The organism is Janthinobacterium lividum, from assembly GCF_034424625.1.
GTDB classification, from domain to species: domain Bacteria; phylum Pseudomonadota; class Gammaproteobacteria; order Burkholderiales; family Burkholderiaceae_D; genus Janthinobacterium; species Janthinobacterium lividum.
Genome location: NZ_CP139976.1, coordinates 1,135,267 through 1,160,883, shown reverse-complemented (window position 1 = coordinate 1,160,883; position 25,617 = coordinate 1,135,267). Strand labels below are relative to the sequence as shown.

23 protein-coding genes are annotated in these 25,617 nt (G+C 62.3%); 7 read left to right on the top strand and 16 right to left on the bottom strand.

Annotated elements, in window-relative coordinates:
* Positions 1 to 5: 5 nt before the first annotated feature.
* Together glcE and U0004_RS05210 are read right to left on the bottom strand one after the other, a co-directional pair.
* Positions 6 to 1,076, bottom strand: a complete 1,071-nt coding sequence (glcE, locus tag U0004_RS05215) for a glycolate oxidase subunit GlcE (RefSeq protein WP_070258772.1) — start codon at positions 1,074 to 1,076, stop codon at positions 6 to 8.
* Positions 1,077 to 1,092: 16 nt separating this feature from the next.
* Positions 1,093 to 2,583, bottom strand: a complete 1,491-nt coding sequence (locus U0004_RS05210; protein ID WP_070258770.1) for an FAD-linked oxidase C-terminal domain-containing protein — start codon at positions 2,581 to 2,583, stop codon at positions 1,093 to 1,095.
* Between the two features lie 151 nt (positions 2,584 to 2,734).
* Here U0004_RS05210 and U0004_RS05205 point away from each other — a divergent pair, with 151 nt between their 5' ends.
* Entirely contained in the window at positions 2,735 to 3,289 is a 555-nt protein-coding gene (locus tag U0004_RS05205; protein WP_034784827.1) for a cob(I)yrinic acid a,c-diamide adenosyltransferase, read from the top strand.
* Between the two features lie 63 nt (positions 3,290 to 3,352).
* On the opposite strand, the gene U0004_RS05200 is transcribed toward U0004_RS05205, so the two are convergent.
* From U0004_RS05200 to U0004_RS05160, 9 genes are all read right to left on the bottom strand, one after another.
* Entirely contained in the window at positions 3,353 to 3,541 is a 189-nt protein-coding gene (locus tag U0004_RS05200) for a hypothetical protein (protein WP_034749095.1), read from the bottom strand.
* Positions 3,542 to 3,637: 96 nt separating this feature from the next.
* Positions 3,638 to 3,838, bottom strand: a complete 201-nt coding sequence (locus U0004_RS05195) for a hypothetical protein (RefSeq protein WP_070258768.1) — start codon at positions 3,836 to 3,838, stop codon at positions 3,638 to 3,640.
* Between the two features lie 86 nt (positions 3,839 to 3,924).
* Positions 3,925 to 4,116, bottom strand: a complete 192-nt coding sequence (locus tag U0004_RS05190) for a hypothetical protein (protein WP_070258766.1) — start codon at positions 4,114 to 4,116, stop codon at positions 3,925 to 3,927.
* A 31-nt stretch (positions 4,117 to 4,147) separates the two neighbouring features.
* The gene (locus U0004_RS05185; protein WP_034784825.1) at positions 4,148 to 4,528 is read right to left on the bottom strand and encodes a glutaredoxin family protein; all 381 of its coding nucleotides are present in this window, start codon (positions 4,526 to 4,528) and stop codon (positions 4,148 to 4,150) included.
* An 81-nt stretch (positions 4,529 to 4,609) separates the two neighbouring features.
* Positions 4,610 to 4,795: a hypothetical protein gene (locus U0004_RS05180; protein ID WP_034784824.1), complete on the bottom strand. Its 186-nt coding sequence runs from the start codon at positions 4,793 to 4,795 to the stop codon at positions 4,610 to 4,612.
* Between the two features lie 301 nt (positions 4,796 to 5,096).
* Positions 5,097 to 7,214 (bottom strand): FUSC family protein, encoded by a 2,118-nt coding sequence (locus tag U0004_RS05175; RefSeq protein WP_327076250.1) that lies wholly within the window; start codon positions 7,212 to 7,214, stop codon positions 5,097 to 5,099.
* A gap of 131 nt (positions 7,215 to 7,345) precedes the next feature.
* Positions 7,346 to 9,217: a 1-deoxy-D-xylulose-5-phosphate synthase gene (dxs, locus tag U0004_RS05170; protein WP_070253794.1), complete on the bottom strand. Its 1,872-nt coding sequence runs from the start codon at positions 9,215 to 9,217 to the stop codon at positions 7,346 to 7,348.
* Entirely contained in the window at positions 9,218 to 10,117 is a 900-nt protein-coding gene (locus tag U0004_RS05165; protein WP_070253850.1) for a polyprenyl synthetase family protein, read from the bottom strand.
* 8 nt (positions 10,118 to 10,125) lie between these two features.
* Positions 10,126 to 10,377, bottom strand: coding sequence for an exodeoxyribonuclease VII small subunit (locus U0004_RS05160; protein WP_034784821.1), 252 nt, complete (start codon positions 10,375 to 10,377; stop codon positions 10,126 to 10,128).
* Positions 10,378 to 10,782: 405 nt separating this feature from the next.
* Here U0004_RS05160 and U0004_RS05155 point away from each other — a divergent pair, with 405 nt between their 5' ends.
* From U0004_RS05155 to U0004_RS05145, 3 genes are read left to right on the top strand one after another with little or no spacing between them, the layout of a single operon-like run.
* On the top strand, positions 10,783 to 11,883 hold the full coding sequence (locus U0004_RS05155; RefSeq protein WP_070253795.1) for an aromatic ring-hydroxylating oxygenase subunit alpha: 1,101 nt from the start codon (positions 10,783 to 10,785) through the stop codon (positions 11,881 to 11,883).
* 56 nt (positions 11,884 to 11,939) lie between these two features.
* The gene (locus U0004_RS05150; protein ID WP_070253796.1) at positions 11,940 to 12,863 is read left to right on the top strand and encodes a DMT family transporter; all 924 of its coding nucleotides are present in this window, start codon (positions 11,940 to 11,942) and stop codon (positions 12,861 to 12,863) included.
* Positions 12,864 to 12,875: 12 nt separating this feature from the next.
* Positions 12,876 to 13,727 (top strand): sulfurtransferase, encoded by an 852-nt coding sequence (locus U0004_RS05145; RefSeq protein ID WP_070253851.1) that lies wholly within the window; start codon positions 12,876 to 12,878, stop codon positions 13,725 to 13,727.
* 43 nt (positions 13,728 to 13,770) lie between these two features.
* Here the strand turns inward: U0004_RS05145 and U0004_RS05140 are convergent, their stop codons facing one another.
* From U0004_RS05140 to polA, 4 genes are all read right to left on the bottom strand, one after another.
* Positions 13,771 to 15,513: an ABC-F family ATP-binding cassette domain-containing protein gene (locus tag U0004_RS05140; protein ID WP_070253797.1), complete on the bottom strand. Its 1,743-nt coding sequence runs from the start codon at positions 15,511 to 15,513 to the stop codon at positions 13,771 to 13,773.
* A gap of 276 nt (positions 15,514 to 15,789) precedes the next feature.
* A complete protein-coding gene (locus U0004_RS05135; protein ID WP_051959370.1) occupies positions 15,790 to 16,548 on the bottom strand; it encodes a ZIP family metal transporter in 759 nt (252 codons plus the stop codon).
* A 243-nt stretch (positions 16,549 to 16,791) separates the two neighbouring features.
* Positions 16,792 to 17,676, bottom strand: coding sequence for a dienelactone hydrolase family protein (locus U0004_RS05130; RefSeq protein WP_070253799.1), 885 nt, complete (start codon positions 17,674 to 17,676; stop codon positions 16,792 to 16,794).
* Between the two features lie 129 nt (positions 17,677 to 17,805).
* Positions 17,806 to 20,568: a DNA polymerase I gene (gene polA / locus U0004_RS05125; protein WP_070253800.1), complete on the bottom strand. Its 2,763-nt coding sequence runs from the start codon at positions 20,566 to 20,568 to the stop codon at positions 17,806 to 17,808.
* A 304-nt stretch (positions 20,569 to 20,872) separates the two neighbouring features.
* Here polA and U0004_RS05120 point away from each other — a divergent pair, with 304 nt between their 5' ends.
* From U0004_RS05120 to U0004_RS05110, 3 genes are all read left to right on the top strand, one after another.
* Entirely contained in the window at positions 20,873 to 21,268 is a 396-nt protein-coding gene (locus tag U0004_RS05120) for a hypothetical protein (protein WP_034784813.1), read from the top strand.
* Between the two features lie 83 nt (positions 21,269 to 21,351).
* Positions 21,352 to 22,308: a homoserine kinase gene (locus U0004_RS05115; RefSeq protein ID WP_070253801.1), complete on the top strand. Its 957-nt coding sequence runs from the start codon at positions 21,352 to 21,354 to the stop codon at positions 22,306 to 22,308.
* Positions 22,309 to 22,310: 2 nt separating this feature from the next.
* Positions 22,311 to 23,102, top strand: coding sequence for a BPSS1780 family membrane protein (locus tag U0004_RS05110; RefSeq protein ID WP_034784808.1), 792 nt, complete (start codon positions 22,311 to 22,313; stop codon positions 23,100 to 23,102).
* Between the two features lie 173 nt (positions 23,103 to 23,275).
* Here the strand turns inward: U0004_RS05110 and U0004_RS05105 are convergent, their stop codons facing one another.
* A complete protein-coding gene (locus U0004_RS05105) occupies positions 23,276 to 25,585 on the bottom strand; it encodes a UvrD-helicase domain-containing protein (protein ID WP_070253802.1) in 2,310 nt (769 codons plus the stop codon).
* Between the last annotated feature and the right edge of the window lie 32 nt (positions 25,586 to 25,617).

The window sequence follows — 25,617 nt, the reverse complement described above, 5'->3', positions numbered from 1 at the left end:
CGCGCTCAATACATTCTGTGCGGGTTGAAGATGCCGGCCGGGTCGAAAGCCTGCCGCAGGCGTTGGTGGATGGTGGCCACGGCCGGCGCCAGCGGGTGGAACACGCCCACGGCCTTGTCGCCGCCGCGGAACAGGGTGGCATGGCCGCCGGCGGCCGCCATGACCTGGCGGATGTGCCGTGCGCCATCGGCATCGGCGCCGCCATCGAGCTTCAGCCAGCGCTGCGCCCCACCCCACTCGATCAGCTGGCGCCCCTTTAGAATCATGGCGCTGGCGTGCGGCGGCAACGACAAGCGCCACAGGCTGCCCGCGCCAGTAAAGAAATCGTGCGTTTGCTCGCGCACGGACAGCCAGAAGGCGGCCGCGTCATCGGCTGCCAGCAGCTCGCCTTTCAAGGATTGCAGGGCCGCCGACACGGCCGCCTCGGCGCCGGACAGGCGCACCGTCAACACGCCGTCATGCCAGCAGCTGGCCGATATCGGCAGCGGCTTGCCAGCCCATTCATTGAGCATGCGCAAGGCGGCGATTTCCGCACAGGCCACGCGAAACGTCGCTTCGCGCAGCGGCAAGGGCAGCACTTTCAGCGACACTTCCAGGATCAGGCCCAGGGTGCCCAGGGACCCCGCCAGCAGGCGCGAGACATCGTAGCCGGCCACGTTCTTCATGACTTGCCCGCCAAACGCCAGGCGCTCGCCATGGCCATCCATCAGCACTGCGCCCAGCACAAAGTCTCGCAAGGCTCCTGCGCTGGCCCGGCGCGGGCCGGACAAGGCGCTGGCGACGACGCCGCCCACCGTGGCGCCCTGGCCGAAGTGCGGCGGCTCGAATGCCAGCATCTGGTTGCGCGCGGCCAGCGCCGCCTCGATTTCCGCCAGCGGCGTGCCGCAGCGGGCCGTGATCACCAGCTCCGTCGGTTCATAGTCGATGATGCCCGCATACGCGCGCGTATCGAGCACCTCGCCATCGAACTGCTGGCCATACCAGTCTTTCGTGCCGCCGCCGCGCAGGCGCAAGGGACTGCCCGCCGCGCTGGCCGCCAGGATCCGCTGCCTGAATTGTTCCGCTATCGCTTGCAAAGGGGTCTCCGGAAAATTAAAAACGGGGCAGGTTGGCGAACGGCAGCCGCCCCGCCGTCACATGCATCTTGCCGAATTCGGCGCAGCGGTTCAAGGTGGGAATCGCCTTGTCCGGGTTCAGCAAGGTATGGGGATCGAAGGCGCGCTTGACGGCAAAGAAGGTATCGAGTTCGGCGCGCGTAAACTGCACGCACATGGAATTGATCTTTTCCATGCCCACGCCATGTTCGCCCGTGATGGTGCCGCCCACGGCCACGCACAGGGCCAGGATGTCCGCGCCAAACGCTTCGGCGCGTTCGAATTCGCCGGGCATGTTGGCGTCGAACAGGATCAGGGGATGCAGATTTCCGTCGCCCGCGTGGAACACGTTCGCGCAGCGCAAGCCATGCGTCGCTTCCATGCCGGCGATACCCGTCAGCACTTCCGCCAGGCGCTTGCGCGGGATGGTGCCGTCCATGCAATAGTAGTCGGGCGAGATGCGCCCGGCGGCGGGAAAGGCGTTCTTGCGGCCAGACCAGAATTTCATGCGCTCCGCTTCCGACTGCGAGACGGCGATGGCGCTGGCGCCCGCCCCTTCCAGCACGGCCGTCATGCGGGCGATTTCCTCTTCCACTTCCTCGTGCGTGCCGTCCGCTTCGCACAGCAAAATGGCGGCCGCGTCGATGTCGTAGCCGGCCTTGACGAATGGTTCGACCATGCGCGAAGAAGTCCGGTCCATCATTTCCAGCCCGGCCGGAATAATGCCGGCCGCGATCACGTTGGCAACCGCGTTGCCGCCCGTGACGACGTCGTCGAACGATGCCATGATGACCCTGGCCGTGGCCGGTTTCGGTATCAGTTTCACGGTCACTTCCGTGACGATGCCCAGCATGCCTTCGGAGCCGATGAAGACGGCCAGCAGGTCGAGGCCCGGAGCGTCCAGGCATTCGCCGCCCAGTTCCAGCACGTCGCCATCGATGGTGACGATGCGTACGCGCAGCACATTGTGCACGGTCAGGCCGTACTTGAGGCAATGCACGCCGCCCGAGTTTTCCGCCACGTTGCCGCCGATGCTGCAGGCGATCTGCGAGGAAGGATCGGGCGCGTAATACAGCGCGTGGGGCGCCGCCGCTTCGGAAATGGCCAGGTTGCGCACGCCCGGCTGCACCACGGCCGTGCGCGCATAGGCATCGACGCGCACGATGCGGTTCAAACGCGCCGTCGACAGCACCACGCCATCGACGATCGGCAAGGCGCCGCCCGACAAGCCCGTGCCGGCGCCGCGCGGCACGATCGGCACCTTCAACGCGCGGCAGACGCCGAGGATGGCGATGACCTGTTCTTCCGTGTCCGGCAAGGTCACCACCATCGGCAGCTGGCGGTAGGCGGCCAGGCCATCGCATTCATACGGGCGCGTATCTTCCGCGTCGGACAGCACGCAGCGGGCCGGCAGCACGGCCAGCAGGGCCGCGACGACGGCTTGCTGGCGCGCGGCGGTCAATCCGGATTCAGGGGCAGCATTGAGCATAAGATGGAGGGCAAATGGGCATGGGCGTGCAACGATTGTAAGCACAAAAGTGGCGCGCGCCGCATTTTTTGTCCGATTTGCCCGCAAATCCGGGGCCAGGCGGCGCGCGGTGTCGTATGCTGCCCCCATTCTTCTTTACAGGATCGACATCATGGGCAACCGACTTTCGAAAATCGCCACGCGCACGGGCGACAATGGCAGCACCGGCCTGGGCGACGGCAGCCGCACCAGCAAGGACAGCGCCCGCATCCACGCCATGGGCGACGTGGACGAACTCAATTCGAATCTGGGACTGCTGCTGTGCGAAGCCATGCCCGACGCCTTGCGCGACGAGCTGGTGGCCATCCAGCACGACCTGTTCGACCTGGGCGGAGAAATCTGCATCCCCGGCTACCAGCTGATCAAGGAAGAGCACGTGCTGCGCCTCGACGACCTGCTGGCGAAATACAATGCGGACTTGCCGGCCCTCTCCGAATTCATCCTGCCGGCCGGTTCGCGCGCCGCTTCGCTGGCGCATGTGTGCCGCACCGTGTGCCGCCGCGCCGAACGCAGCATCGTCGCGCTGGCCAATGCGGAACCCCTCCACGAACATCCGCGCCAGTACGTGAACCGTCTGTCGGACCTGCTGTTCGTGCTGTCGCGCGTACTCAACCGCTTTGCCGGCGGCAGCGACGTGCTGTGGCGGCATGACCGCACGCGGGGATGACATAAAAAACGGCGATGCCTGTCAAACCGCATCGCCGTGCTTTACCAGCTGGCAGGGTGTTACTCAGCCGCAGGCCTGAAGACACACTTTATTGGCGCGGACGCATGAAGGAACACTGAACTCCATGACACAGGCATCGAGCGCCATATAGCACTCGGACTGGCATTCGGAAATGTCGGCGGTACTACTGGCCATCGCATACGAGGCGCTGACGCCCATGGCAAACAAAAAGAAACCCAGCTTTTTGAACATACACACTCCTTTTTGGAAATGAGAGACTGCAGGACGGATGAGTTGATTCGGTCGGCCTGGCCAGGAGACTGGCAGACGCAGACCGGCAATCATTATTTACGGCAAGTATGGATCGCAGCTCTTATTGCACATCTGGTGAATCTTGAAGCAAGCGCCTGGCGCCCTCGGATGATCCGTCATGCACTGCGCCAGATCGTCCTCGCACTGCGCGTAGCATTCCGGCTCGCCGCCGCCAGCGATGGCATACGAGGCGCTCACGCCCATGGCAAACAAAAAGAAACCCAGTTTTTTAAACATTGGTACTCCTTTGTGGAAATGTCAGACGATGAGCAACATCCATGGCGCGCCGTCCCTTACGCGTCATCCATAAGTGCCTCCGCGCGTCAGTTATGCGGCGGGCGCAGGCATTCCTTCTGACAAGCCTGATAATTTTCCATGCAGGCCGGCTGGCCGAATTCCACGCAATCGAGCAGGTTGCGTTCGCAGACAAAGGTACAGTCAGGGCCGCCGGCATGGACATTGAAGGACAGCGCAGCGCCGGCGGCAAACAGGAAAGCGGCAATCTTTTTGAACATGGTGAGCCTTTCAGGTTGACAAGTTGAAACGTCAGATTTTCTTCAGCGCCGCTTCCAGCGCGCCAGTATTGAAACCCTGGATCTTGCGGTTGCCGATCAAGACCACGGGTACGCCGCCGCCGCCGAGTTCTTCATGGGCTTTTCTCGCTTCCGGTGATTTCTCGATATCGAGATCGACGAATTCGATCTTGTTTTCCTTGAAATACGCGCGCGTCTTGGCGCAATAGCCGCACCAATCCGTACCGTACAACACCACCTTCGCCTGGGCATTCGGGAAATATGCGGCGTAATTACCCTCGGTGTAATTCGGCTTGAGCAAACCGGGCAACAAGGACAGGCCATACCCGCTGCCCAGGCCGGCGGCCAGGATCAAGCCATACATGGCGATGGTTTTAATTTTTTTCTGCATCATAAGTATTGTCAGAGGCGTCAATGATCGAGGGCGGCCGGCGCAGCGTGCGCTTGCCGGCCGCCTCGCAATGCAACATGGATATCAGGCGCCGATTTGGCAGACTTTCAGGCAGGCTTTGTAACTGCCTATGCAAAAGGGGGATCTGTCGCCGTTCATCATCGTGCATTCCCGCAATTCCTCTTCGCAGCTGGAGCAGCCGATATCCGAAGCAATGGCATAGGAAGCACTCAATCCCACGGTAAAAATAAATGCGGCAATCTTTTTCATTTACTACTCTCCATGTGAGCTATTGCACCAGGCAATCGCGTCAGACCAGTCGTAAGAAATTTCATCTTTGCTTGCTACAAAATCGAATATAGACCGCACTTATTTTAGAGTCAACGTTTCCTTTCGATAAATTTCCAGTTTGGAAAATATATCGGGACAGCCCATGAAATGTGGAATTTGGAGAGATTGGGAGGCGCCAAACGTCTATACAATATTGGCGCCGCAATCAGTAAAGGCCGGTTGCGGGCGCAGCCGGCCGAGCGGCTACACGACGCCGAAAAAACGCGTCAGCACGATGGCGTCACCGCGCGCCGCCAGCCAGCGCCTGCACATGCTCGCGCAGCAAGCCGCGCAGCAGCTGCACCTGGGCCACGGCATCGGCCTGCAGGGCCGTCAATCCCTCGGCAATGCACGGAGCAGGCGCGCTGGCATCGGCTTCACCACGCAGCAAGGCATCGATTTCCCCGCTGACGGCGGCAATCCACCGTTGCAATTCGGGCGGCGCCGGCTCGGCCTGGGGACTCAGACTGATGCGCGCCGTGCTGCCCGCCACGCGGCGCAGCAACGGCAGGGTGCGCAGCGCCGCCAGACCCACGCCGCTACTGCGGTCCAGGCGGCGCTCGATACGCAAGCGCTGCAAGACCTGTTCCGCGTTATTGCTGGCCAGTCCCGCCTCGCGGCGCAGGCGCGCGATGGCGCTATCCCAGCGTCCACCCGCCGCCAGCACGGCCAGCAGGTATTTCAGGTTGGCCGACACGGCTTTCGCCAGGCGCTGGTCCAGGTCGTCCGCCTCGCGGTCCGGCCACAGGAAAAACGTGGCCAGCAGGGCCAGCACGCAGCCCAGCACATTGTTGCCCAGGCGGCTCATCGCATACACCATCTCGCTGGCCGGCGCCGCATAATCGGCCACCAGCACGAAGGCCGGCGTCATGAACAGCACGTGCAGGCTGTAGCTAACGCGGCGCAAGGCCATGGTGGCGACGATCAGGGGAAACACCACCAGCGAGATGCCCAGCGGCGTGTAAATGACCAGGCCGATCAGCACGGCCAGCACGGCGCCCAGCACGCTGCCCGCGACCCGCTCGATGCCGCGCGGCCAGGTGGTCGACACGGACGGCTGCAGTATCAGCAAGGTCGCCATGGTGGCCCAGTAGCCGAACGGAATATGCAAGGCCTCGACCAGCAGGAAGCCGGCCGTCGTCGCCAGCGACACGCGCGCCGCATGGCGCCAGCTCAGCGACTGCGGCGTGGCATTGACTTTTGCCGTCTGCCACGCCTGCCCCAGCGCCAGGAAGGCCGCTTCGCGCCACGGCAGCTGCGCCGCGCGCGGCAAGCCCAGCTCCATGAAGTCCACGTTCAGGCGCAGCGGCAGCAAGGCGCCCAGCGCCGCTTCCAGGCGCCGTCCGCAGCCGGCCAGGCGGCGCTGCAAGGCCAGCGGCGGCGTTTCCGGCTGGCGCTGCACGGCTTGCCCCAGGCGGCGCAGCAGCACGGCCATCACTTCCAGGCTGCGCCGCGCGCGCGGGTCCTGGCGCAGGCGCTGCTGCTCGCGCTCGCACGTATGCGTGACGGCGATCAGATAGGCGAAGATGCGCTCGGCGTCGCTGAGCGCCAGCAGCAGGTTGTCGTACAGGGCGCTGCGGCCCGCGCGCGCGGGCGGCACGGCGGCCAGCGCCACCCGCGCCGCTTCCAGCGCGGCGCGGGCCTGCGAACGGTAGCTGGCGCCATGCGCTGCCGCGTCCGCCTGCGCGGCATCATGTTCGAGAAAGCGCGCATTGTCGCGCGCGATGCCGGCCAGGCGCGAATACGCGGCGCGAATGGCGCGCCTGGCAGGGCTGAACGGGTGGATGCGCCAGATGGTAAAACTGAGCACGGTGGCGAACAGGCAGCCGAACATGTACAGGCCCAGGAAAGGCGCCGTCTGCGTCATCGATTCCAGCGGATGCGTGACCATCACCACGCACGCCGTGGCGGCCAGGATGGCCACCTGCGCCGTGGCCGCGCCCCAGATGCGCGCCAGCGCGCCGGCCCAGGAAAACAGCAGCACGGCGATGGCGGCCGCCGCCAGGCCATGGCCGGCCGCCAGCGCCGTCAGGCCGCCGGCCACGGTCGACAGCAAGCCGAAGCCCACCATCGAGACAAAGCGCATGCGCCGCGTGCCCGCCGCGTCGGCCAGGCAAGTCCAGAAGGCGCCGATAGCGGCCCAGGAAAAATCGGGGTGGTCAAACAGCAGGCCCAGCAGCAGCATGGCGCTCGAAGCGCAGGCGGCCCGCAAGCCCTCGGACAGGTTCGTTTCATCGATGGCCAGGCTGACCATCCACAGGGGGCGGCGCTGCGCCAGGGTATCGGTATAGGCGTGCATGCCCGTCAGCCAGCGGCTGGCCAGCGCGCGCGAACGGCGGTGAAGTTTCCTGAAATGCAAGATCGGCTTTGAAAGGGTATCAAAGCGTCATCGTAGCATTCCCCGGTGAAAAATGTTGCAGTGCAGCGTAAATGGACTGCGGGCGAAAAAAAAGCGACACCGCGATGTCGCTTTTCCGTATGCAAGCCAGCTTAGCTGACAGCTGCCAGGCGCGGCGGCTGCGTGCCGCCAAAGCGCTGCTCGATCGACGCGGCGATGCCGACGGCGTCCAGGCCCACGCTTTTCAGCAGTTGCACGGGGTCGCCATGGTCGATGAAGGTGTCGGGCAAGCCCAGCATCAGGATCGGCTTGACGATGCCCTCGGCGGCCAGGGCCTCGGCCACGGCCGAGCCGGCGCCGCCCATGATGCAGCCCTCTTCCACCGTCACCAGGTAATCGTGGTCGGCGGCCAGCTGTTTCACCAGTGCCACGTCGAGCGGCTTGACGAAGCGCATGTTCGCCACCGTCGCGTCGAGCTTCTCGCCCGCCGCCACGCTAGGCGCCACCATGGAACCGAAGGCCAGGATGGCGATGCGCTTGCCCTGGCGCTTGATCTCGCCCTTGCCGATTTCAATGCTCGTCAGTTCCGGCACGATGACCACGCCAGCGCCGGCGCCGCGCGGATAGCGGATCGCGGCCGGGCCAGGATAATGGTAGCCCGTCGTCAGCATTTGCCGGCATTCGTTTTCGTCGGACGCGGCCATGATGACCATGTTCGGGATGCAGCGCAGGAATGCCATGTCGTAATTGCCCGCGTGCGTGGCGCCGTCGGCGCCCACCAGGCCGGCGCGGTCCAGCGCGAACGTCACGTCCAGGTTTTGCAGGGCCACGTCGTGGATCAGCTGGTCATAGGCGCGCTGCAGGAAGGTCGAATAGATGGCCACGACGGGTTTGAGGCCTTCGCAGGCCAGGCCCGCGCCAAACGTCACGGAATGCTGCTCGGCAATGCCGACGTCAAAGTAACGGTTCGGATATTGCTGTTCGAACTTGACCATGCCCGAACCTTCGCGCATGGCCGGCGTGATGCCCACCAGGCGCTTGTCGTGGGCGGCCATGTCGCACAGCCAGTTGCCGAACACTTCCGTGTACGTCATCTTGCCCGGCGCCGTGGCCGGCTTGATGCCTTCCAGCGGATTGAACTTCGGCGTGCCGTGATACAGGATCGGCTCCGCCTCGGCCAGCTTGTAGCCTTGCCCCTTCTTGGTGACCACGTGCAGGAATTGCGGGCCCTTCAATTGCTTGATATTTTGCAAGGTCGGGATCAGCGAATCGAGGTCGTGGCCGTCGATGGGACCGATATAGTTAAAACCGAACTCTTCGAACATGGTGGCGGGCACGACCATGCCTTTGGCGTGCTCTTCAAAGCGCTTCGCCAGTTCCAGCACGGGGCCGGGCAAGACGGACTTGCCGACATTTTTCGCTGCCGCATAGAACTGGCCCGACATCAGGCGCGCCAGGTGGCGGTTCAGGGCGCCCACGGGCGGCGAGATCGACATGTCGTTGTCGTTCAGGATCACCAGCAAGTTGACGTCTTCCTGCACGCCCGCATTGTTCATCGCCTCGAAAGCCATGCCGGCCGTCATCGAGCCGTCGCCGATCACGGCGATCGCATGCAGCGGGTCGCCCTTGATCTTGGCGGCCTGCGCCATGCCCAGCGCGGCCGAGATCGACGTCGACGAGTGCGCCGTGCCGAAGGTGTCGTATTCGCTTTCGTCGCGCTTCGGGAAGCCGGAAATGCCATCCTTCTGGCGCAGGGTATGCATGCGCTCGCGGCGGCCCGTGAGGATCTTGTGCGAATAGGTCTGGTGGCCCACGTCCCACACGATGCGGTCGTGCGGCGTGTTGAACACGTAATGCAGCGCGACAGTCAGCTCGACCGTGCCCAGGTTGGACGACAAGTGGCCCCCCGTCTTGGAAACGGAGTCGAGCAGGAAGCTGCGCAGTTCCTGGGCCAGCGGCACCAGTTGCGAGCGGGCCAGCTTGCGCACTTGCGCTGGTTCATTGATGGTTTCTAACAGTTTCATTTATGCCTTCCGCTGCACGACCAGGTCCGCCAGCTCGCGCAAACGGCGTGCCTTGTCCCCGAATGGCGCCAGCGCCGCATGGGCGTCGCACCGCAATTGTTCTGCCAGGGCTCGCGATGGTTCCAGCCCCAGTATCGATACGTAAGTGGGCTTGTTGGCGGCCGCATCCTTGCCTGCCGTCTTGCCCAGGGTGGCCGAATCAGCCGTTGCGTCGAGCACATCGTCGACCACCTGGAACGCCAGTCCGACGGCGCGCGCATACGCGTTCAGCGCCGTCATCTCGTTCGCCGTCAAGTCCTTGCCGGCCAGCGCGCCGAGAATCACGGCCGCGCGCAGCAAGGCGCCCGTTTTCAGTTGATGCATCTGTTCCAGCTGCGGCAAGGTCAAGGCCAGGCCGACGCTATCGAGGTCGATCGCCTGGCCGCCGCACATGCCGGCCGAACCGGAGGCGTGCGCCAGCAGCTTGATCATCGCCATTTGCCGCGCCGGAGGAATGGCAGCGCCATCGGCCAGCAGCATGAACGCTTGCGATTGCAACGCGTCGCCGACCAGCAGGGCCGTCGCTTCATCGTAGGCGATGTGCACGGTGGGCTTGCCACGGCGCAAGGCATCGTCATCCATGCACGGCATGTCGTCATGCACGAGCGAATACACGTGAATCATTTCCAGCGCGCAAGCAGCACGGGCGAGGGTATCTTGATCGGCATCAAACAGTTCGCCAGCCGCCATCACCAGCAGCGGGCGCACGCGCTTGCCGCCGCCCAGCAGCGCATAGCGCATGGCAGCGTGCAGCTTGTGCGGCACGGTATCGGCCGCCGGCAGGAACTGGTCGAGCCGGGCTTCCACGCCGGACTGGGTGGCTTGCATCCAGTCGCCGAAGGTCACGCCATCTTGTTGCATGCTGGCCATCATTGGGCGGCCTCGCCGGCATCCACGAACGGTTTCAACATGTCGCCTTCGAGTACTTTCACCTGCGCTTCGACGCTGTCGAGCTGGCTTGCGCAATACTTGACCAGTTCCGAGCCGCGCTGATACGCCGCGACCGATGCTTCCAGCGGCAACTGGCCCGCTTCCATTTGCGTTACCAGCTGCGCCAGTTCCGCCATTGCCTCTTCAAACGAGGCCGGCGCTGCGGCAGCGGCAGTTAATTTCTTCGACATAGACTCAGATCTCTTCGTGGCACGAGGGGCTTGTAGGGAGACGCCGGGGATTCCCGGCCAGCATAGAAGCGTTATTTTAGAACAAACCACACTATTAAGTGAAAACTAAAGCGCAATCGGCGCGCTCAAAGTCAATAGCGTTGCCAGCTTGTCAGTGAATTTTAGCCGAATCCCCCCTCTCTGCCGAAAATTGCGCGCCAAATGACAATGTTTCTCATTAATAGGCTATTTCGCGGGGGAGTTTGATAATGCCGAGGCCGATCCGCGCTATAATCGCCGGTTCTGTCCGAAATACCGTTTCAACAAATTTGAATTCAGGTCTTTGCGGATTCTTTCTCTCTGTAGCGGTTGCCCAGGGAATGGCCTGGGGCACTGCTGACCGTTGTACATTTATGGGGGGTTGGGATGTCCGATCTGGCTACTCACGCCAAGCTGGCGCGTTCAAACGCGCAACTTCCGGTCCACGTCTATTTTGACGAAACGCTGTTGCAGCGTGAAATGCAGCAATTGTTCCAAGCCGGCCCGCGCTATGTCGGGCATGAGCTGATGGTGCCGGAAACCGGCGATTTTGCGACCCTGGCGTCTGAGAACGAAGGGCGCATGCTCGTGCGCAACGCCAATGGCATCGAAGTGCTGTCCAACGTGTGCCGTCACCGGCAGGCGCTGATGTTCAATGGCCGCGGCAATGCGAATCATATCGTCTGCCCGCTGCATCGCTGGACCTACGACCTCAAGGGTGAATTGATCGGCGCGCCGCATTTCCCCGAGACGCCGTGCCTGAACCTGTCGAAAACGCCGCTGCAAAGCTGGAATGGCTTGCTGTTCGAGCAAAATGGCTACAACGTGATGGAAAAATTGAAAGATTTGTCCGTCTCGAAAGACCTCGATTTCTCCGGCTATATGTTCGACCACGTGGAAATCCACGAGTGCGACTACAACTGGAAGACCTTCATCGAAGTCTATCTGGAAGACTATCACGTGGAACCGTTCCACCCGGGCCTGGGCAGCTTCGTCAGCTGCGACGACCTGCGCTGGGAATTCGGCAAGGATTACAGCGTGCAAACGGTGGGCGTGCACCGCGGCTTGCAGCAAGCCGGCTCGCCTGCCTACAAGAAATGGCAGGAGCAGGTGCTGCAATTCCGCGGCGGCGAAGCGCCGCCGTATGGCGCCATCTGGCTGACCCTGTATCCGAACATCATGGTCGAATGGTATCCGCACGTGCTGGTCGTCTCGACCCTGTGGCCCGACGGTCCGCAAAAAACGCGCAACGTGGTAGAGTTCTATTACCCGGAAGAAATCGTGCTGTTCGAGCGCGACTTCGTCGAAGCGGAACGGGCTGCCTACATGGAAACCTGTGTCGAGGACGATGAAATCGCCCAGCGCATGGATGCGGGCCGCAAGGTTCTGATGCAGCGCGGCGTGAACGAAGTGGGCCCTTATCAATCGCCCATGGAAGATGGCATGCAGCATTTCCACGAGTGGTATCGCAACAATATCGAACTGTAGTTCCTCAAGGGTCGCATTGCGCGGCCCTTTTTCATTTTCATGGTCAGGATTTACTCATGCAATCTTTATGGATGCTGTTTGCCAGCTTTATGTTTGCCATCATGGGCGTGTGCGTGAAACTGGCGTCGGATCTGTATTCGACCTCCGAAATCGTCATGTACCGCGGCATCATCGGCATGATCGTCATGAGCTGCACGATTCTGTACCAGGGCGGCAGTTTTAAAACCACGATGCCGGGCCAGCATCTGTGGCGCGGCGTGGTGGGCGTGATCGCCCTGTGGTTGTGGTTTTATGCCATCGCCATCCTGCCGCTGGCCACGGCCATGACCCTGAATTACATGGCGCCCATCTGGATCGCCGTGATCCTGCTGGCCGGCGGCTGGTTCAAGGGCATGCAGCAGGTCGAATGGCCGCTGGTGGCGGCCATCGCCATGAGCTTTGTCGGCGTGACCCTGCTGCTGCAGCCCGTGTTCGAGACGGACCAGGCGGCTGGCGCCATCACGGCCTTGATTTCCGGCATGCTGTCGGCCCTCGCCTACTTGCAGGTGCGCAAGCTGGGCTTGCTGGGCGAGCCCGAATACCGGGTCGTGTTCTATTTCTCGGTCGTCAATTTCCTCGCTGGCGTGATCGGCCACGTGGCCAGCGCCGGCGGCGGCCCCGTCGTCTGGCATGCGCACACGAGCGCCTACGGCATCGGCTTGCTGGCCGCCATCGGCTTGTGCGCCACCATGGCGCAGATGGCCATGACGCGCGCCTATCGCCTGGGCAAGACCCTCGTGGTTGCAAACCTGCAATACACGGGCATCGTCTTTTCCAGCTTCTGGGGCGTGGTGATCTTTGGCGACCTGTTCGACTGGCATGGCTGGGCCGGCATCGCCATCATTCTCGCTTCCGGCATCGCGGCAACCTATTACAATACCCGCAACACGGCCCGTGGCGCGGCGATCGCGCGCACGGATCCCATCGCCAGCGAAGTGTAAGGAGTCATGACCTTGTATACGACCTTGATCAACAGCAATGATTTGTCCAGCCACCTGAATGACAGCAACTGGGTCATCCTCGATTGCCGCCACGACTTGCTCAACCCGAGGGCCGGCAGCGATGCGTTTGCCGCCGGCCACATCCAGAACGCCCAGTTCGCCGATATCGACACGGCCCTGTCCGGCCCCAAGACGGCACGCGGCGCGGACTTTACGGGACGCCATCCGCTGCCCGACCGCAACGCCCTGCTGGCCACCCTGCGCGGCTGGGGCATCAATGACGACACGCAAGTGGTCGCCTACGACGGCCAGGGCGGCATGTTCGCCGCCCGTTTGTGGTGGCTGCTGCGCTGGGTTGGCCATCCAGCCGTGGCCGTGCTCGACGGTGGCCTGGCCGGCTGGCAGGCGCAAGGCTTGCCGCTGGTCACACCGGTGGCGCCCCGCCCTGCCGGCAACCTGACGGAAAAAGCCAGCCTGACGCGCACGGCCAGCGTGCAGGACGTCGTTGCCAACCTGGAAACCCAGGCGTTGACGGTGATCGACGCGCGCGCGCCCGACCGTTATCGCGGCGAAAACGAAACCATCGACCCCGTGGGCGGCCATATCCCCGGCGCGAAAAACCGTTTCTTCAAGGACAATCTGCAAGCGGACGGCCGTTTCAAGGGCGCCGAGGAACTACGACGCGATTTCAGCGCATTGTTTGATGCACCGCAAGCGGCCATCCTGCAATGCGGTTCCGGCGTGACGGCTTGCCACAACTTGCTGGCAATGGAAGTGGCGGGTTTGCCTGGCGCAGCCCTGTATCCGGGCTCGTGGAGCGAATGGTGCGCCGATCCGGCGCGGCCCGTGGCGACCGGGAGTTAAAAAAATGGCGGACCAGCTGGTCCGCCATTTCACCTGTGGGTAACTACGACGTTATCCCCAGCACTTGATTCAAGCGCTCCAGTTCCGCCAGCCACGCCTGCTGGCTGGCCGGCTTCTGGTGGCGCGGTTTTCTCGCCAGGTCTTGCGCCAGCAATTGCTCCAGTTCGCACAAGCGTTCCAGCTGTTGATCCACGTCACTGTGCGCTAGCGCCAGCGCAGCCGTTTCCATTCGCGCCGGGGACGGCGGAGCCTGCCCATCCTCAAGACTCAGCCGTGCATACGCGCCGGCCGCATCCGGCCACTCTTCCAGCCCGCCATCGGCCACCACCCAGTAGCGGTTGCAGGCCGTCTCGATCAGGTCGCGGTCGTGCGACACCAGCAGGCAGCCGCCCGCAAATCCCTGCAGCGCTTGCCCCAGTTCCGCCTTGCCCTGCATGTCCAGGTGATTGCTGGGCTCGTCCAGCAGCAGCAAGTGGTAGCTGGCCAGCGACAGCCCCAGGAACAGCAGCCGCGCCCGCTCACCGCCGCTCAACGTTCCCACCGTCTGGCCATGGCGCGCATACGGGAAACCGGCCGCGATCAGCGCCTGCTTGCGCGCCACCTGGCTGCGCGCAGCTTCGTTTTGCACGGCAAACGGGTACAGGGCGTCGGACAGGTCGGCCGTATCGGCCAGTTGTTTGAGCGACTGGTCGTAATAGCCGATGTTCGCCGCCTTGTGATAGCGCAAGTCGCTGCGCTCCTCCTGTGCCTGGATCGCTTGCCAGCACAGGCGCAGCAGCGACGACTTGCCGCTGCCATTGGCGCCCAGCAAGGCGACCCGGTCGCCCGGTTTCAGCCACAGCTGGCCGACCTGGAACAGCACGGGAGACGCGGGCACGGCGCGCACATCCAACCCGTCGAGCGCCAGCAGCTGGTCGGCCGCCAGCGCCTTGCCGCGCAGACTCAAGCGCCAGGGCGCGCCGTCGCTGACGAACGATTGCACATCCTTCAGCTTGTCGATGCGCCGCTGCATGGTCTTGGCCTTGCGTGCCAGGTCTTCATTGTCATAGGTGCGGCCCCACAGGGCCAGGCGGGCACTGCTGGCCGACAGGCGGTCGATTTCCTTCTGCTCGGCCGCATGGCGGGCGGCAGCGGCTACGTCCGCTTCGGCCAGCGCCGCCAGCGCGGGGCCGCACGGCAAGTCGAAATCGTACAGGCGGCTATCGCGCAAGATCCAGCTGCGCGTCGCCACGTTGTCGAGCAGGCGCTGGTCGTGCGAGACGAGGATGAAAGCGCCGCGCCAGGCCAGCAGGAATTGCTCCAACCACAGCAGCGATGGCAAGTCCAGGTGATTGCTCGGTTCGTCCAGCAGCAGCACGTTCGGCTCCTGCAGCAGGGCACGCCCCAGCAGCAGCCGCGTGTGCTGGCCGCCGGACAGGGAATGCACGGGCACTTGCGCCGTTTCTTGGTCAAAACCCAGTTCAGCCAGCAGGCTGTCGACCCGCCAATGCAGTTCCGGCTGCTCCAGCACGGGCGCCAGCAAGGCGTCGTACAGGCTCAGCTTGGCAAGTTCCGCCGGCAAGTGCTGCTCCACGTGCTGCAAGCGGCAGGCACGAGCATAGTGGATGGTGCCGGCAGTGGCTTCCCGCGTGCCGCTGAGCAATCCCAGCAAGGTGGATTTGCCGCAGCCATTGTGGCCGATCAGGCCGATGCGGTCGCCCTGGCGCAAGGTAAAGGCGAGTTCGTTGAAGAGGAAACCGTCGTGGGTATCCAGCTGTAAAGCTTGGGTAGAGATAAGGGTAGTCATGGCTCTTGTCTTTGTTCGGGATGCAAGCATCCGCGTTAACAGGAGCGCTAACGACAACGGAGTACCAGGAAAGGACTCGTCTAGGAGGGTGACTTTGCTCTGGCCAGGTTATCGCAGCGCGATAGAACGTGGGCAAGAGCTGGCAAATGCGCTTAAAGAGCGTGCGCGCCACAAGGCGAGCAACAAGTTTTCTTCCATTATATTTTCCTCCTTTCTGTGCAAGTTAGTCAGAAAGGCAATATAGCATAGGTAGCACTGCGCCGACAGAATGGCGTATCAACCGCCGTGGCGCTTATGCGTCAAAAACAGCACGATGCACACGCCCAGTGCGATCAACAGCACCTGCGGAATAGTTTCGCGCAAGGTGGCGCGACGCTGCATCTGCGGCATCAGATCACTCAAGGCAATATAGATGAAGCCGGACGAGGCGAACACGAGCACATAAGGAATCAAATTGCTGGCGCGGTCCAGGGTGAAATAGCCGAGGAGGCCGCCCGCCACCGCCATCAGGCTGCACAGCAGGTTGAAGATGTAGGCGCGCAGGCGCGAGAAACCGGCATTGAGCAGTACAATAAAATCGCCGATTTCCTGCGGGATTTCATGCGCGATGATGGCCAGGCCCGTCACCAGGCCCAGTTTCGGGTCGGCCAGGAAGGCGGCGGCGATCAGGATGCCGTCCGTAAAGTTGTGCATGCCGTCGCCCACTAAAATCATCCAGCCGGCCTTGCCCGCCTCGTGCTTGTCGTGGCCGTGCGCATGGTGGTGGCCATCGCCTTCGTGGTGGTGCGAATGGCGCAGGATGGCGAATTTTTCCAGCATGAAAAAGGCCAGCAAACCGGCCAGCAGGGTGGCGAACAGGCTGCGCGGATCCGCCTGCGATTCGAACGCTTCGGGCAAGGCGTGCAGCAAGGACGTCGACAACATGATGCCGACGGACAAGCTGACCATGCGCTCGACCACTTTGGACAGGAATGCAAACGAAAAGATCGCCGCCGCGGTAATGCTCAACACGCCCGCGATCGTGGTCGCGAGCAAAATGGATATAAGGACGGGATCGATGATTTTCTTACCTCAAAATGGCGCCGGGTCACTGGCGCCCGCGATGCTGGCGTCTGGCCTGATGAATGCGTTGTTATCTATTGTTTACATTTGCGCGTTTGGCGGCAGCGTAGCGCGGTGAAGATGCAATTGTACTGCATTGGCGCGCACCGGGCATTTTACAGCCCGGTGCGTCTTTCGCGTCAATTTATGGAAGATGCGGTATGTTTCTGTTGCAGATCACGCCACGCCGTGGCTTTTGAACCAGGCCAGGCAGCGCGCATAACCGTCTTTCGCATCGGCCGCCACATAGCTGGGGCGGTAATCGGCGTTGAAGGCATGGCCCGCATCGGTATACACGACAAACTCGGATTGGTTGCCGCCCTTGGCCAGCGCATCCTTCATCTTGCCGATCGATTCCTGGCTGATGCCCGTATCCTTGCCGCCATACAAGCCCAGTACGGGAACCTTCAAGGTAGCGGCGATATCGATGGGATTGCTCGGCTGCAAGGCAGTCGGTTCGCCGACGAGGCGGCCATACCAGGCCACGCCCGCCTTGACGGCCGGATTGTGCGCCGCGTACAGCCAGGTGATGCGCCCGCCCCAGCAAAAGCCCGTGATGCCCAAACGGCTCGTATCGCCGCCATTCTGTTTCGCCCATGCCACCACCGCATCGAGGTCCGCCATCACTTGCGCGTCCGGCGTCTTGGCGATGATGCCTTTCATCAACTCCGGGATGCTGGCCACCTTGGTGGGATCGCCCTGGCGCACGAACAAATCGGGCGCCAGCGCCAGATAACCCTGCTTGGCAAAACGGCGCGCCATGTCGGCGATATGTTCATGGACACCAAAGATTTCCGAAATGACCAGTACCACGGGCAAACCCGTCTTGCCCTCCGGCTGCGCCGCATACACGGGCACGGCCTGGCCATCGACCATCACCGACATGTGGCCCGTGACGAGCCCGGCGGAATCCGTCTTGATGACGTTTTGCGCCGCCACGGGCAAGACGGCCACGGCAAAGCCAGTGCCCAGCGCCACCTTCAGGAAACCACGCCGGCCATCCGGCCCGGACAAGCTGCTCCGGCCCAGCAAACTTTCACAATCGGTGATCATGTCGCTCATGCGTTTCTCCTGAAGGGTGTATTCACAGAAAATGTCGGCTTACGCTGCGCTAAGCCGACCTATGGTCATTGCTCAAGTAAACATGTAGGTCGGCTTAGCGGGGCATGCCCCGCGTAAGCCGACGCAGCATCAATGCGCTTCGTCCCAGTTCCTGCCGACGCCCACCTCGGCCGTCAGCGGCACTTTCAGCGCGGCCACGCCCGCCATCAGTTCCGGCAGCTTGCGCTTGACCAATTCGAGCTCGGCGTCCGGCACTTCCAGCACCAGTTCATCGTGCACCTGCATGATCATCTTCGTTTGCAAGTTGTCCGTTTCCAGCCAGCCTTGCACGGCGATCATGGCCAGCTTGATCAGGTCGGCGGCCGTGCCCTGCATCGGCGCGTTGATGGCCGCCCGTTCCGCGCCTTGGCGGCGGGGGCCGTTCGGCGAATTGATTTCCGGCAGCCACAAACGGCGGCCGAACACGGTTTCCACGTAGCCGCGCGCCTTGGCTTGCTGGCGCGTGTCTTCCATATACTGTTTCACGCCGGAGAAGCGGGCAAAGTAGCGGTCGATATAGCTTTGCGCGGCCGTGCGGTCCACGCCCAGGTTACCGGCCAGGCCGAACGCGCTCATGCCGTAGATCAAACCAAAGTTGATGACCTTGGCGTAGCGGCGCTGCTCGCTTTGTACTTCCGCGGCCGGCACGCCAAAGATCTCGGCGGCCGTGGCGCGGTGAATGTCGATGCCGTCGGCAAATGCGCGCAGCATGGCTTCGTCGCCCGAGATATGCGCCATGATGCGCAATTCGATCTGCGAATAGTCGGCCGAAACGATGTGGCTGCCGGGCGGCGCAATAAACGCTTCGCGGATGCGCCGGCCTTCCGCGCTGCGGATGGGAATATTCTGCAAGTTCGGGTCGTTCGATGCCAGACGCCCCGTCACGGCCACGGCTTGCGCATAGTTCGTATGCACGCGTCCCGTGGTGACGTTGATCATCTTCGGCAATTTATCCGTGTACGTCGACTTCAGCTTGGCCATGCCGCGGTATTCCAGCAGCACTTTGGGCAATGGATAATCCTCGGCCAGCTTTTGCAGCACTTCTTCATCCGTCGACGGCGCGCCCGTCGGCGTTTTCTTGACCACCGGCAGTTTCAACTTGTCAAAGAAGATTTCGCCGATCTGCTTGGGCGAGCCTAAATTAAACGGCTGCTCGGCCAGTTCATACGCCTTCTTTTCCAGCTCCAGAATCTTCACGGCCAGCTCGGCCGACTGGATGTTGAGCAATTCGTCGTCGATCAGCACGCCGTTGCGCTCGATCTTTTGCAAGACCACAGCCGTCGGCATCTCGATCTTTTCATAGATAAAGGTCAGCTTGTCATCGTTCGCCACGTTACCCCACATGGCATTGTGCAAGCGCAAGGTGACGTCCGCATCCTCGGCCGCGTATTTCGCCGCCTGCTCTACCTCGACTTGATTAAACGTGATCTGCTTGGCGCCCTTGCCGCACACGTCCTCGAACGGGATCGTCGTGTAATTCAGGTGGCGCAGGGCCAGGCTGTCCATGTCGTGCTTCTTGTGCGACTCGAATACATACGATTCGAGCAGGGTATCGTGGGCGATGCCGCGTAACGTCACGCCGTGATTGGCGAAGATGTGGCTGTCATACTTGAGGTTCTGGCCCAGCTTGGGCTTGTTCGCATCTTCCAGCCACGGGCGCAATTTCGCCAGCACGTGTTCACGCGTTAATTGCTCGGGCGCGCCCGCGTAGTCGTGGGCCAGCGGGATGTAGCAGGCAGCGTGCTCGGCCACGGAGAGGGAAATGCCGACCATTTGCGCCGTCATCGGCTCCAGCGAGGTGGTTTCCGTGTCGACGGCCGTCAAAGCCGCCGCATCGATCAGGGCGATCCATTTGTCCAGCTGCTCGTCCGTCAGCACGGTTTCATACACGGCTTCCACTGCTGGCGCGGCATCGGCAAACATGTCGCCCGTCGTGTTGGCAGCAGCGGCACCGGCAGTTGCCGGTGCGCCAACAGGCGACATCGGCGGCGGCACCGCGCCCAGTTCGCGCAGCAGGGCCTTGAAGCCGTAGCGCTGGAAGAAGGCCAGCAGCGCTTCCTTGTCTTCGTGTTTCGCCACCAGCGAGTCGGCGATGGTCGTCATGTGTCCGGACAAGTCGCAATCGGTCTTGACGGTGATCAAGGCGCGCGCCTGCGGCAGCCATGGCAAGGCCGTGCGCAGGTTTTCCCCCACGGCGCCGCCCACCTTGGCCGCGTTTTCCATCACGCCTTCCAGGCTGTCGTACAAGGTCAGCCATTTGACGGCCGTCTTCGGGCCGCATTTCGATACGCCCGGCACGTTGTCCACGGTATCGCCAATCAGCGACAGATAATCGATGATGCGGTTCGGCGGCACGCCAAATTTGACCAGCACGGCCGCTTCGTCGAGCTTTTCATTGCTCATGGTATTGATCAGGGTCACCTGGCTGTTGACCAGCTGCGCCAGGTCCTTGTCGCCCGTCGACACCACCACGTTCATGCCGGCGGCAGCGGCCTGCACGGCCAGCGTGCCGATCACGTCGTCCGCTTCCACGCCGTCGACCATCAGGATCGGCCAGCCCATGGCGCGCACGGCTTCGTGGATCGGCTCGATCTGCAGGCGCAGGTCGTCCGGCATCGAGGCGCGCGTGGCCTTGTATTCGGGATACATGTCGTCACGGAACGTTTTACCTTTGGCATCGAACACGCAGGCGATGTAGGCGGCCGGGTAATCGGCGCGCAGGCGGCGCAGCATGTTGACCATGCCGTGCATGGCGCCCGTGGGATAGCCATCCGGGCTGCGCAGGTCGGGCAGCGCATGGAAGGCACGATAAAGGTAACTGGAACCGTCGACTAACAGCAGGGTGTTTTGCATAATGCCAATAAAATAAGGTGAGCCGCGCCAGCCGGGAAGAAACAGCGGCGGACGGGCGGAATATCGCACAATTATCGCAGAGTTTAGGGCCACGCCACCGGCCGCAACGCGTGCCGTTCCTGGCGTTTTTATCACCCCGGCAGCCCCATGCGGGCGCGCGGGCGGCCGCTGCGGGCCGTTTCGGCGCATTAATCAGCCGTATTAAGCAGCATTGCCTACCAGTTTGTTACAATGCCTTATAGATAAATTGACGGCACTACACCACTGCACGCGCTGCAGTCCCTCACATGGAAGCGAACCCATCATGATGCGTACATCGACACTCTGGACATTCCTCGCCCTGCCCCTGCTGGCATGTTCGGCCATCGCCAGCGCCCAGACGCCGGCCAAACCGAGCGACGCGCCGCCACAACTGGAACGTATCGAGGAAATGGGCGAAGCGCCCATCACCGTGGCACCGGCCGCAGCCAAGCAGCAGATTACCGAGAAACGCGAAGCGGGCGTGACGTCCGAAGTGAAAGTGACGAGCGGCGGCAGCACCTATTACATGAAGCCGGCCGCCGGCGGCGACCAGGCCCACGGCGGCGCCCTGCGCGGTCCGCAATGGAAAGTGCTGGAGTTTGACCTGGGCAAAAAGAAACAGAAACAACGCGATGAAGAGGCAGCGGACGCGCCAGCACCGCCCGCACCAGCGAAGTAAGCAGCCACTCTCTTCTGCCCTGCCCCGGCCACCTGCGGGGCAGCCGGCTTTTTTTGACCTTTTAGACCAATCCTCTCTTTCCCATGGCAGTTTTTACCGCGCTACACCTGGACGATATCGGCCAGTGGATCACGCAGTTTCCACTCGGCAAACCTCTGGCGCTCAAGGGCATCGCGTCCGGCATCGAAAACAGCAATTTCTTCCTGAGCACGGAGCGCGGCGAGTACGTGCTGACGATCTTTGAAAACCTCAGCTTCGAGCAATTGCCGTTTTATCTGCAACTGATGCGCCATTTGGCGGACCGGGGCGTACTGGTGCCGGCGCCGATCGCCAATGCGGACGGCGAACTGGTGACGGCCCTGCAAGGCAAGCCGGCCGCCATCGTCAGCAAACTCGACGGCAGCTCGCAGATGGCACCGCAAGCCGTGCATTGCGCGGCCGTGGGCGCCATGCTGGCAAAGATGCACCTGGCGGCGCAGGACTTCCCCCTGCAACAGCCGAATTTGCGGGGACTGGACTGGTGGAACACCACCACGCCCCTCGTCCTGCACCACCTCGACGATGCCAAGGCGCACTTGCTGCGCGCGGAAATCCATTTCCAGGACGCGTTTGCTGCCTGCGATACGTATAAAGCCATCCCGCGCGGTCCCGTGCATGCCGACTTGTTCCGCAACAACGTCATGTTTGACGGCGAACAACTGACGGGCTTTTTCGACTTTTACTTTGCCGGCTGCGACACCTGGCTGTTCGACGTGGCCGTCACCGTCAACGACTGGTGCGTGGACCTGGCCACGGGCGTGCTCGACACGGTGCGCGTGCGCGCCCTGCTCGACGCCTACCAGGCCGTGCGCCCGTTTACGCATGAGGAACAAACGGCTTGGCAACCGATGCTGCGCGCCGCCGCGCTGCGCTTCTGGCTGTCGCGCCTGTACGATTATTACCAGCCGCGCGAAGCGGAAATGCTGACCCCGCACGATCCCACGCATTTCGAACGCATTCTGCGCGAACGTATCGCCACACCTGCTCCGGAACTGTTTTAAACATGGAAAAATTACCTGCAAGTACAGGTTGGCAATGGGTGAAACAAGGCTTCGCCCTGTTTCGCAAGCAACCTGGCGGCATGTCGATGCTGTTTCTCGGCTATATGTTCTGCATGCTGGCCGTCAGCATCGTGCCCGTGCTCGGCCAGATGCTGCCCGTCATCCTCGTGCCCGTGTTTTCCGTCGCCTTCGTGCAAGGCTGCCTGAACATCGACCAGGGCAAGCGCGTCTTGCCCAGCCTCTTGATCTCGGGCTTCCGCAAGCCCGCGTTTCCTTCCCTGTTCGGCCTGGGCGTGCTGTACATCCTGATGGCCATCGTGGCCATCGGCGCCTCGACTTTGGTGGACGACGGCTTGCTGTGGCAACTGGTCACCGGGCAATTGACGGAAGAGGCGGCGCGCACCGCCATCCCCGAATCGCGCCTGGGCCTCGGCATCCTGCTGGCCATCGTGCTGTACGTGCCGGCCGCCATGGCCTTCTGCTTTGCCGCACCGCTGATCTACTGGAAACAAACCGGGCTGGGCAAGGCGCTGTTCTTCAGCTTTTTCGCCGTCTGGCGTTCGCTGTCGGCCTTCATCGTCTTCGCCGCCACCTGGTTCGCCATCAGCGTCGTCACCAGCCAGTTGCTGGCCGTCATCTTTGGCCGCACGCCGCTGATGATGCAGCTGATGATGCCGCTGTCGATGATCTTGACCATCATCATGCATTGCTCGTTCTACGCCGCCTACCGCCAGATCTTCGGCTTACCCGTCGATGAAAGCAAGACGGTGTCGCTGGATAAGCCGAACGACTGATTGCTACGCCGCATAAGAAAAGGGCAGCCTGCGCAGGCTGCCCTTTTTTTATTTGCCGAATGCCTTGCAATGCCACACGTAGGTCGGATTAGCCGAAGGCCTCATCCGACGCCATTGCTGGCCTCGCAGCGTCGGATTACGCGGCGTTTCGCCGCTAATCCGACCTACGTCCATTACCGCCCCAGGCGTTCCAGCTTGGCGATACCCAGGTCCAGCACCTTCATGCCGTGCTGGCCGAAGTTGATTTGCGCGCGCGCATTGCCGCCGCCGCCTTCGATATTGACGATCACGCCTTCGCCGAACTTGGCGTGCGCCACGGATTCGCCGATGCGCCAGCCGCCGCCCGTGGCTTTTTGCGCGATCTTTTGTGCAATCGCATTGTCCGAACCCAGGCTGGCCACCTTGGGCGCCTCGTCCCAGGCCGACTTGCGGTTGCCGAACCAGTTCGCCTGCACCTTCGGCGACAGCCATTTCAAGGATTCTTCCGGCAATTCGTCGAAGAAGCGCGATTTCATGTTGTAGCGCGTCTGGCCATGCAGCATGCGCGTCTGCGAAAAGCTCATGTACAACCGCTTGCGCGCGCGCGTGATGGCCACATACATCAGCCGGCGTTCCTCTTCCACGCCGTTGTCTTCCTTCGAGCTGCTTTCGTGCGGGAACAGGCCCTCTTCCAGGCCGGTAATGAACACATTGTCGAATTCCAGGCCCTTGGCCGAGTGCACGGTCATCATCTGCAGCGCATCCTGGCCCGCCTGCGCCTGGTTGTCGCCCGCTTCCAGCGACGCGTGCGACAGGAAGGCGGACAGCGGCGACATCACGGCCGGCAGCGGCGCGTCGGCATCGAGAATTTCGATGCCATCCTGGTTGACGACGGGTGCGCCCGATTGCGCCTGGGCGGCAGGGCCCAGGTGGGCCGGTGCGCCCTGGCCGAAACCTTCCTCGGAAATGAACTGGCTGGCCGCGCTGACCATCTGCTCCAAGTTCTCGATGCGGTCGGCGCCCTCTTTTTCATTTTGATAGTGTTGCAGCAAGGTACTCGCTTCCAGCACCACTCTGACCATTTCCGGCAAGGACAATTGCTGCGTTTCGAAACGCACGCCCTCGATCAGCTTGACGAAACCGGCCAGCACGCTACCCGCCTTGCCCGCCACGTACGGCACGGATGCATACAGCGAAATGCCGTACTGTTCCGACGCGGCCTGCAATTGCTCGATCGAGCGCATGCCGATGCCGCGCGTGGGGAAATTGACCACGCGCAAGAAGGCCGAATCGTTGTGCGGATTGTCCATCAATTGCAAATAGGCAATCGCGTGCTTGACCTCGGCGCGCTGGAAATAGCGCTGGCCGCCATACACGTGATACGGAATCGCGGCCGAGAACAGCGCATGCTCGATCACGCGCGACTGTGCATTCGAGCGGTACAAGATGGAGATTTCACTGCGCGAAGCGCCATCGGCGATCAAGCTTTTCGCCTCTTCGATGATCCACTGCGCTTCCTGCAGATCGGAACTGGCTTCATACACGCGCACCTGCTCGCCATGGCCCGCGTCCGTGCGCAGATTCTTGCCCAGGCGCTTACTGTTGTTCGCAATCAGCACGTTGGCGCTGTCGAGAATGTGGCCGTGCGAGCGGTAGTTCTGCTCCAGCTTGATCAAGTTCTTCACTTGGAACTCGTGCTCGAAAGCGCTCATGTTGCCCACGTTGGCGCCGCGGAACGCATAGATGCTCTGGTCATCGTCGCCGACGGCAAACAGGGCGCCGCCATCGCGGCTACCGTGACCGGCCAGCAATTTGAGCCAGTTGTATTGCAGGTTATTCGTATCCTGGAACTCGTCCACGAGGATGTGGCGGAAACGGGCCTGGTAGTGTTCACGCAGGGGCTGGTTACGGCTCAGCAATTCATACGTGCGCAACAGCAATTCCGCGAAATCGACGACGCCTTCACGCTGGCACTGGTCGTCGTACAGCTGATACAGCTCGACCATCTTGCGCTCGTGCGCGTCGTACGCTTCCACGTCCGTGGCGCGCAAGCCCTGGTCCTTGGCATTGTTGATGAAATACATCACCGTCTTCGGCGGGAATTTTTCATCATCGATATTGTTTGCCTTCAACAAACGCTTGATCACCGACAATTGATCCTGGGAATCGAGGATCTGGAACGTCTGCGGCAAGGCCGCGTCCCGGTAGTGCGTGCGCAGCAAGCGGTTGCACAGGCCGTGGAAGGTGCCGATCCACATGCCGCGCGTGTTGATCGGCAGCATGGCCGACAGGCGCGTGAGCATTTCCTTGGCGGCTTTATTGGTAAACGTCACGGCCAGGATGCCGGGCGGCGATACCTGCTGGGTCTGGATCAGCCACGCGATGCGGGTGGTCAGCACGCGGGTCTTGCCCGAACCGGCGCCTGCCAGGATCAGCGCATGCTGCGCCGGCAAGGTGACGGCAGCCAATTGTTCGGGATTGAGGTTGTGAAGAAGATTTTGCATCCCGTGATTATACCGGCATGGCTAAAAATACT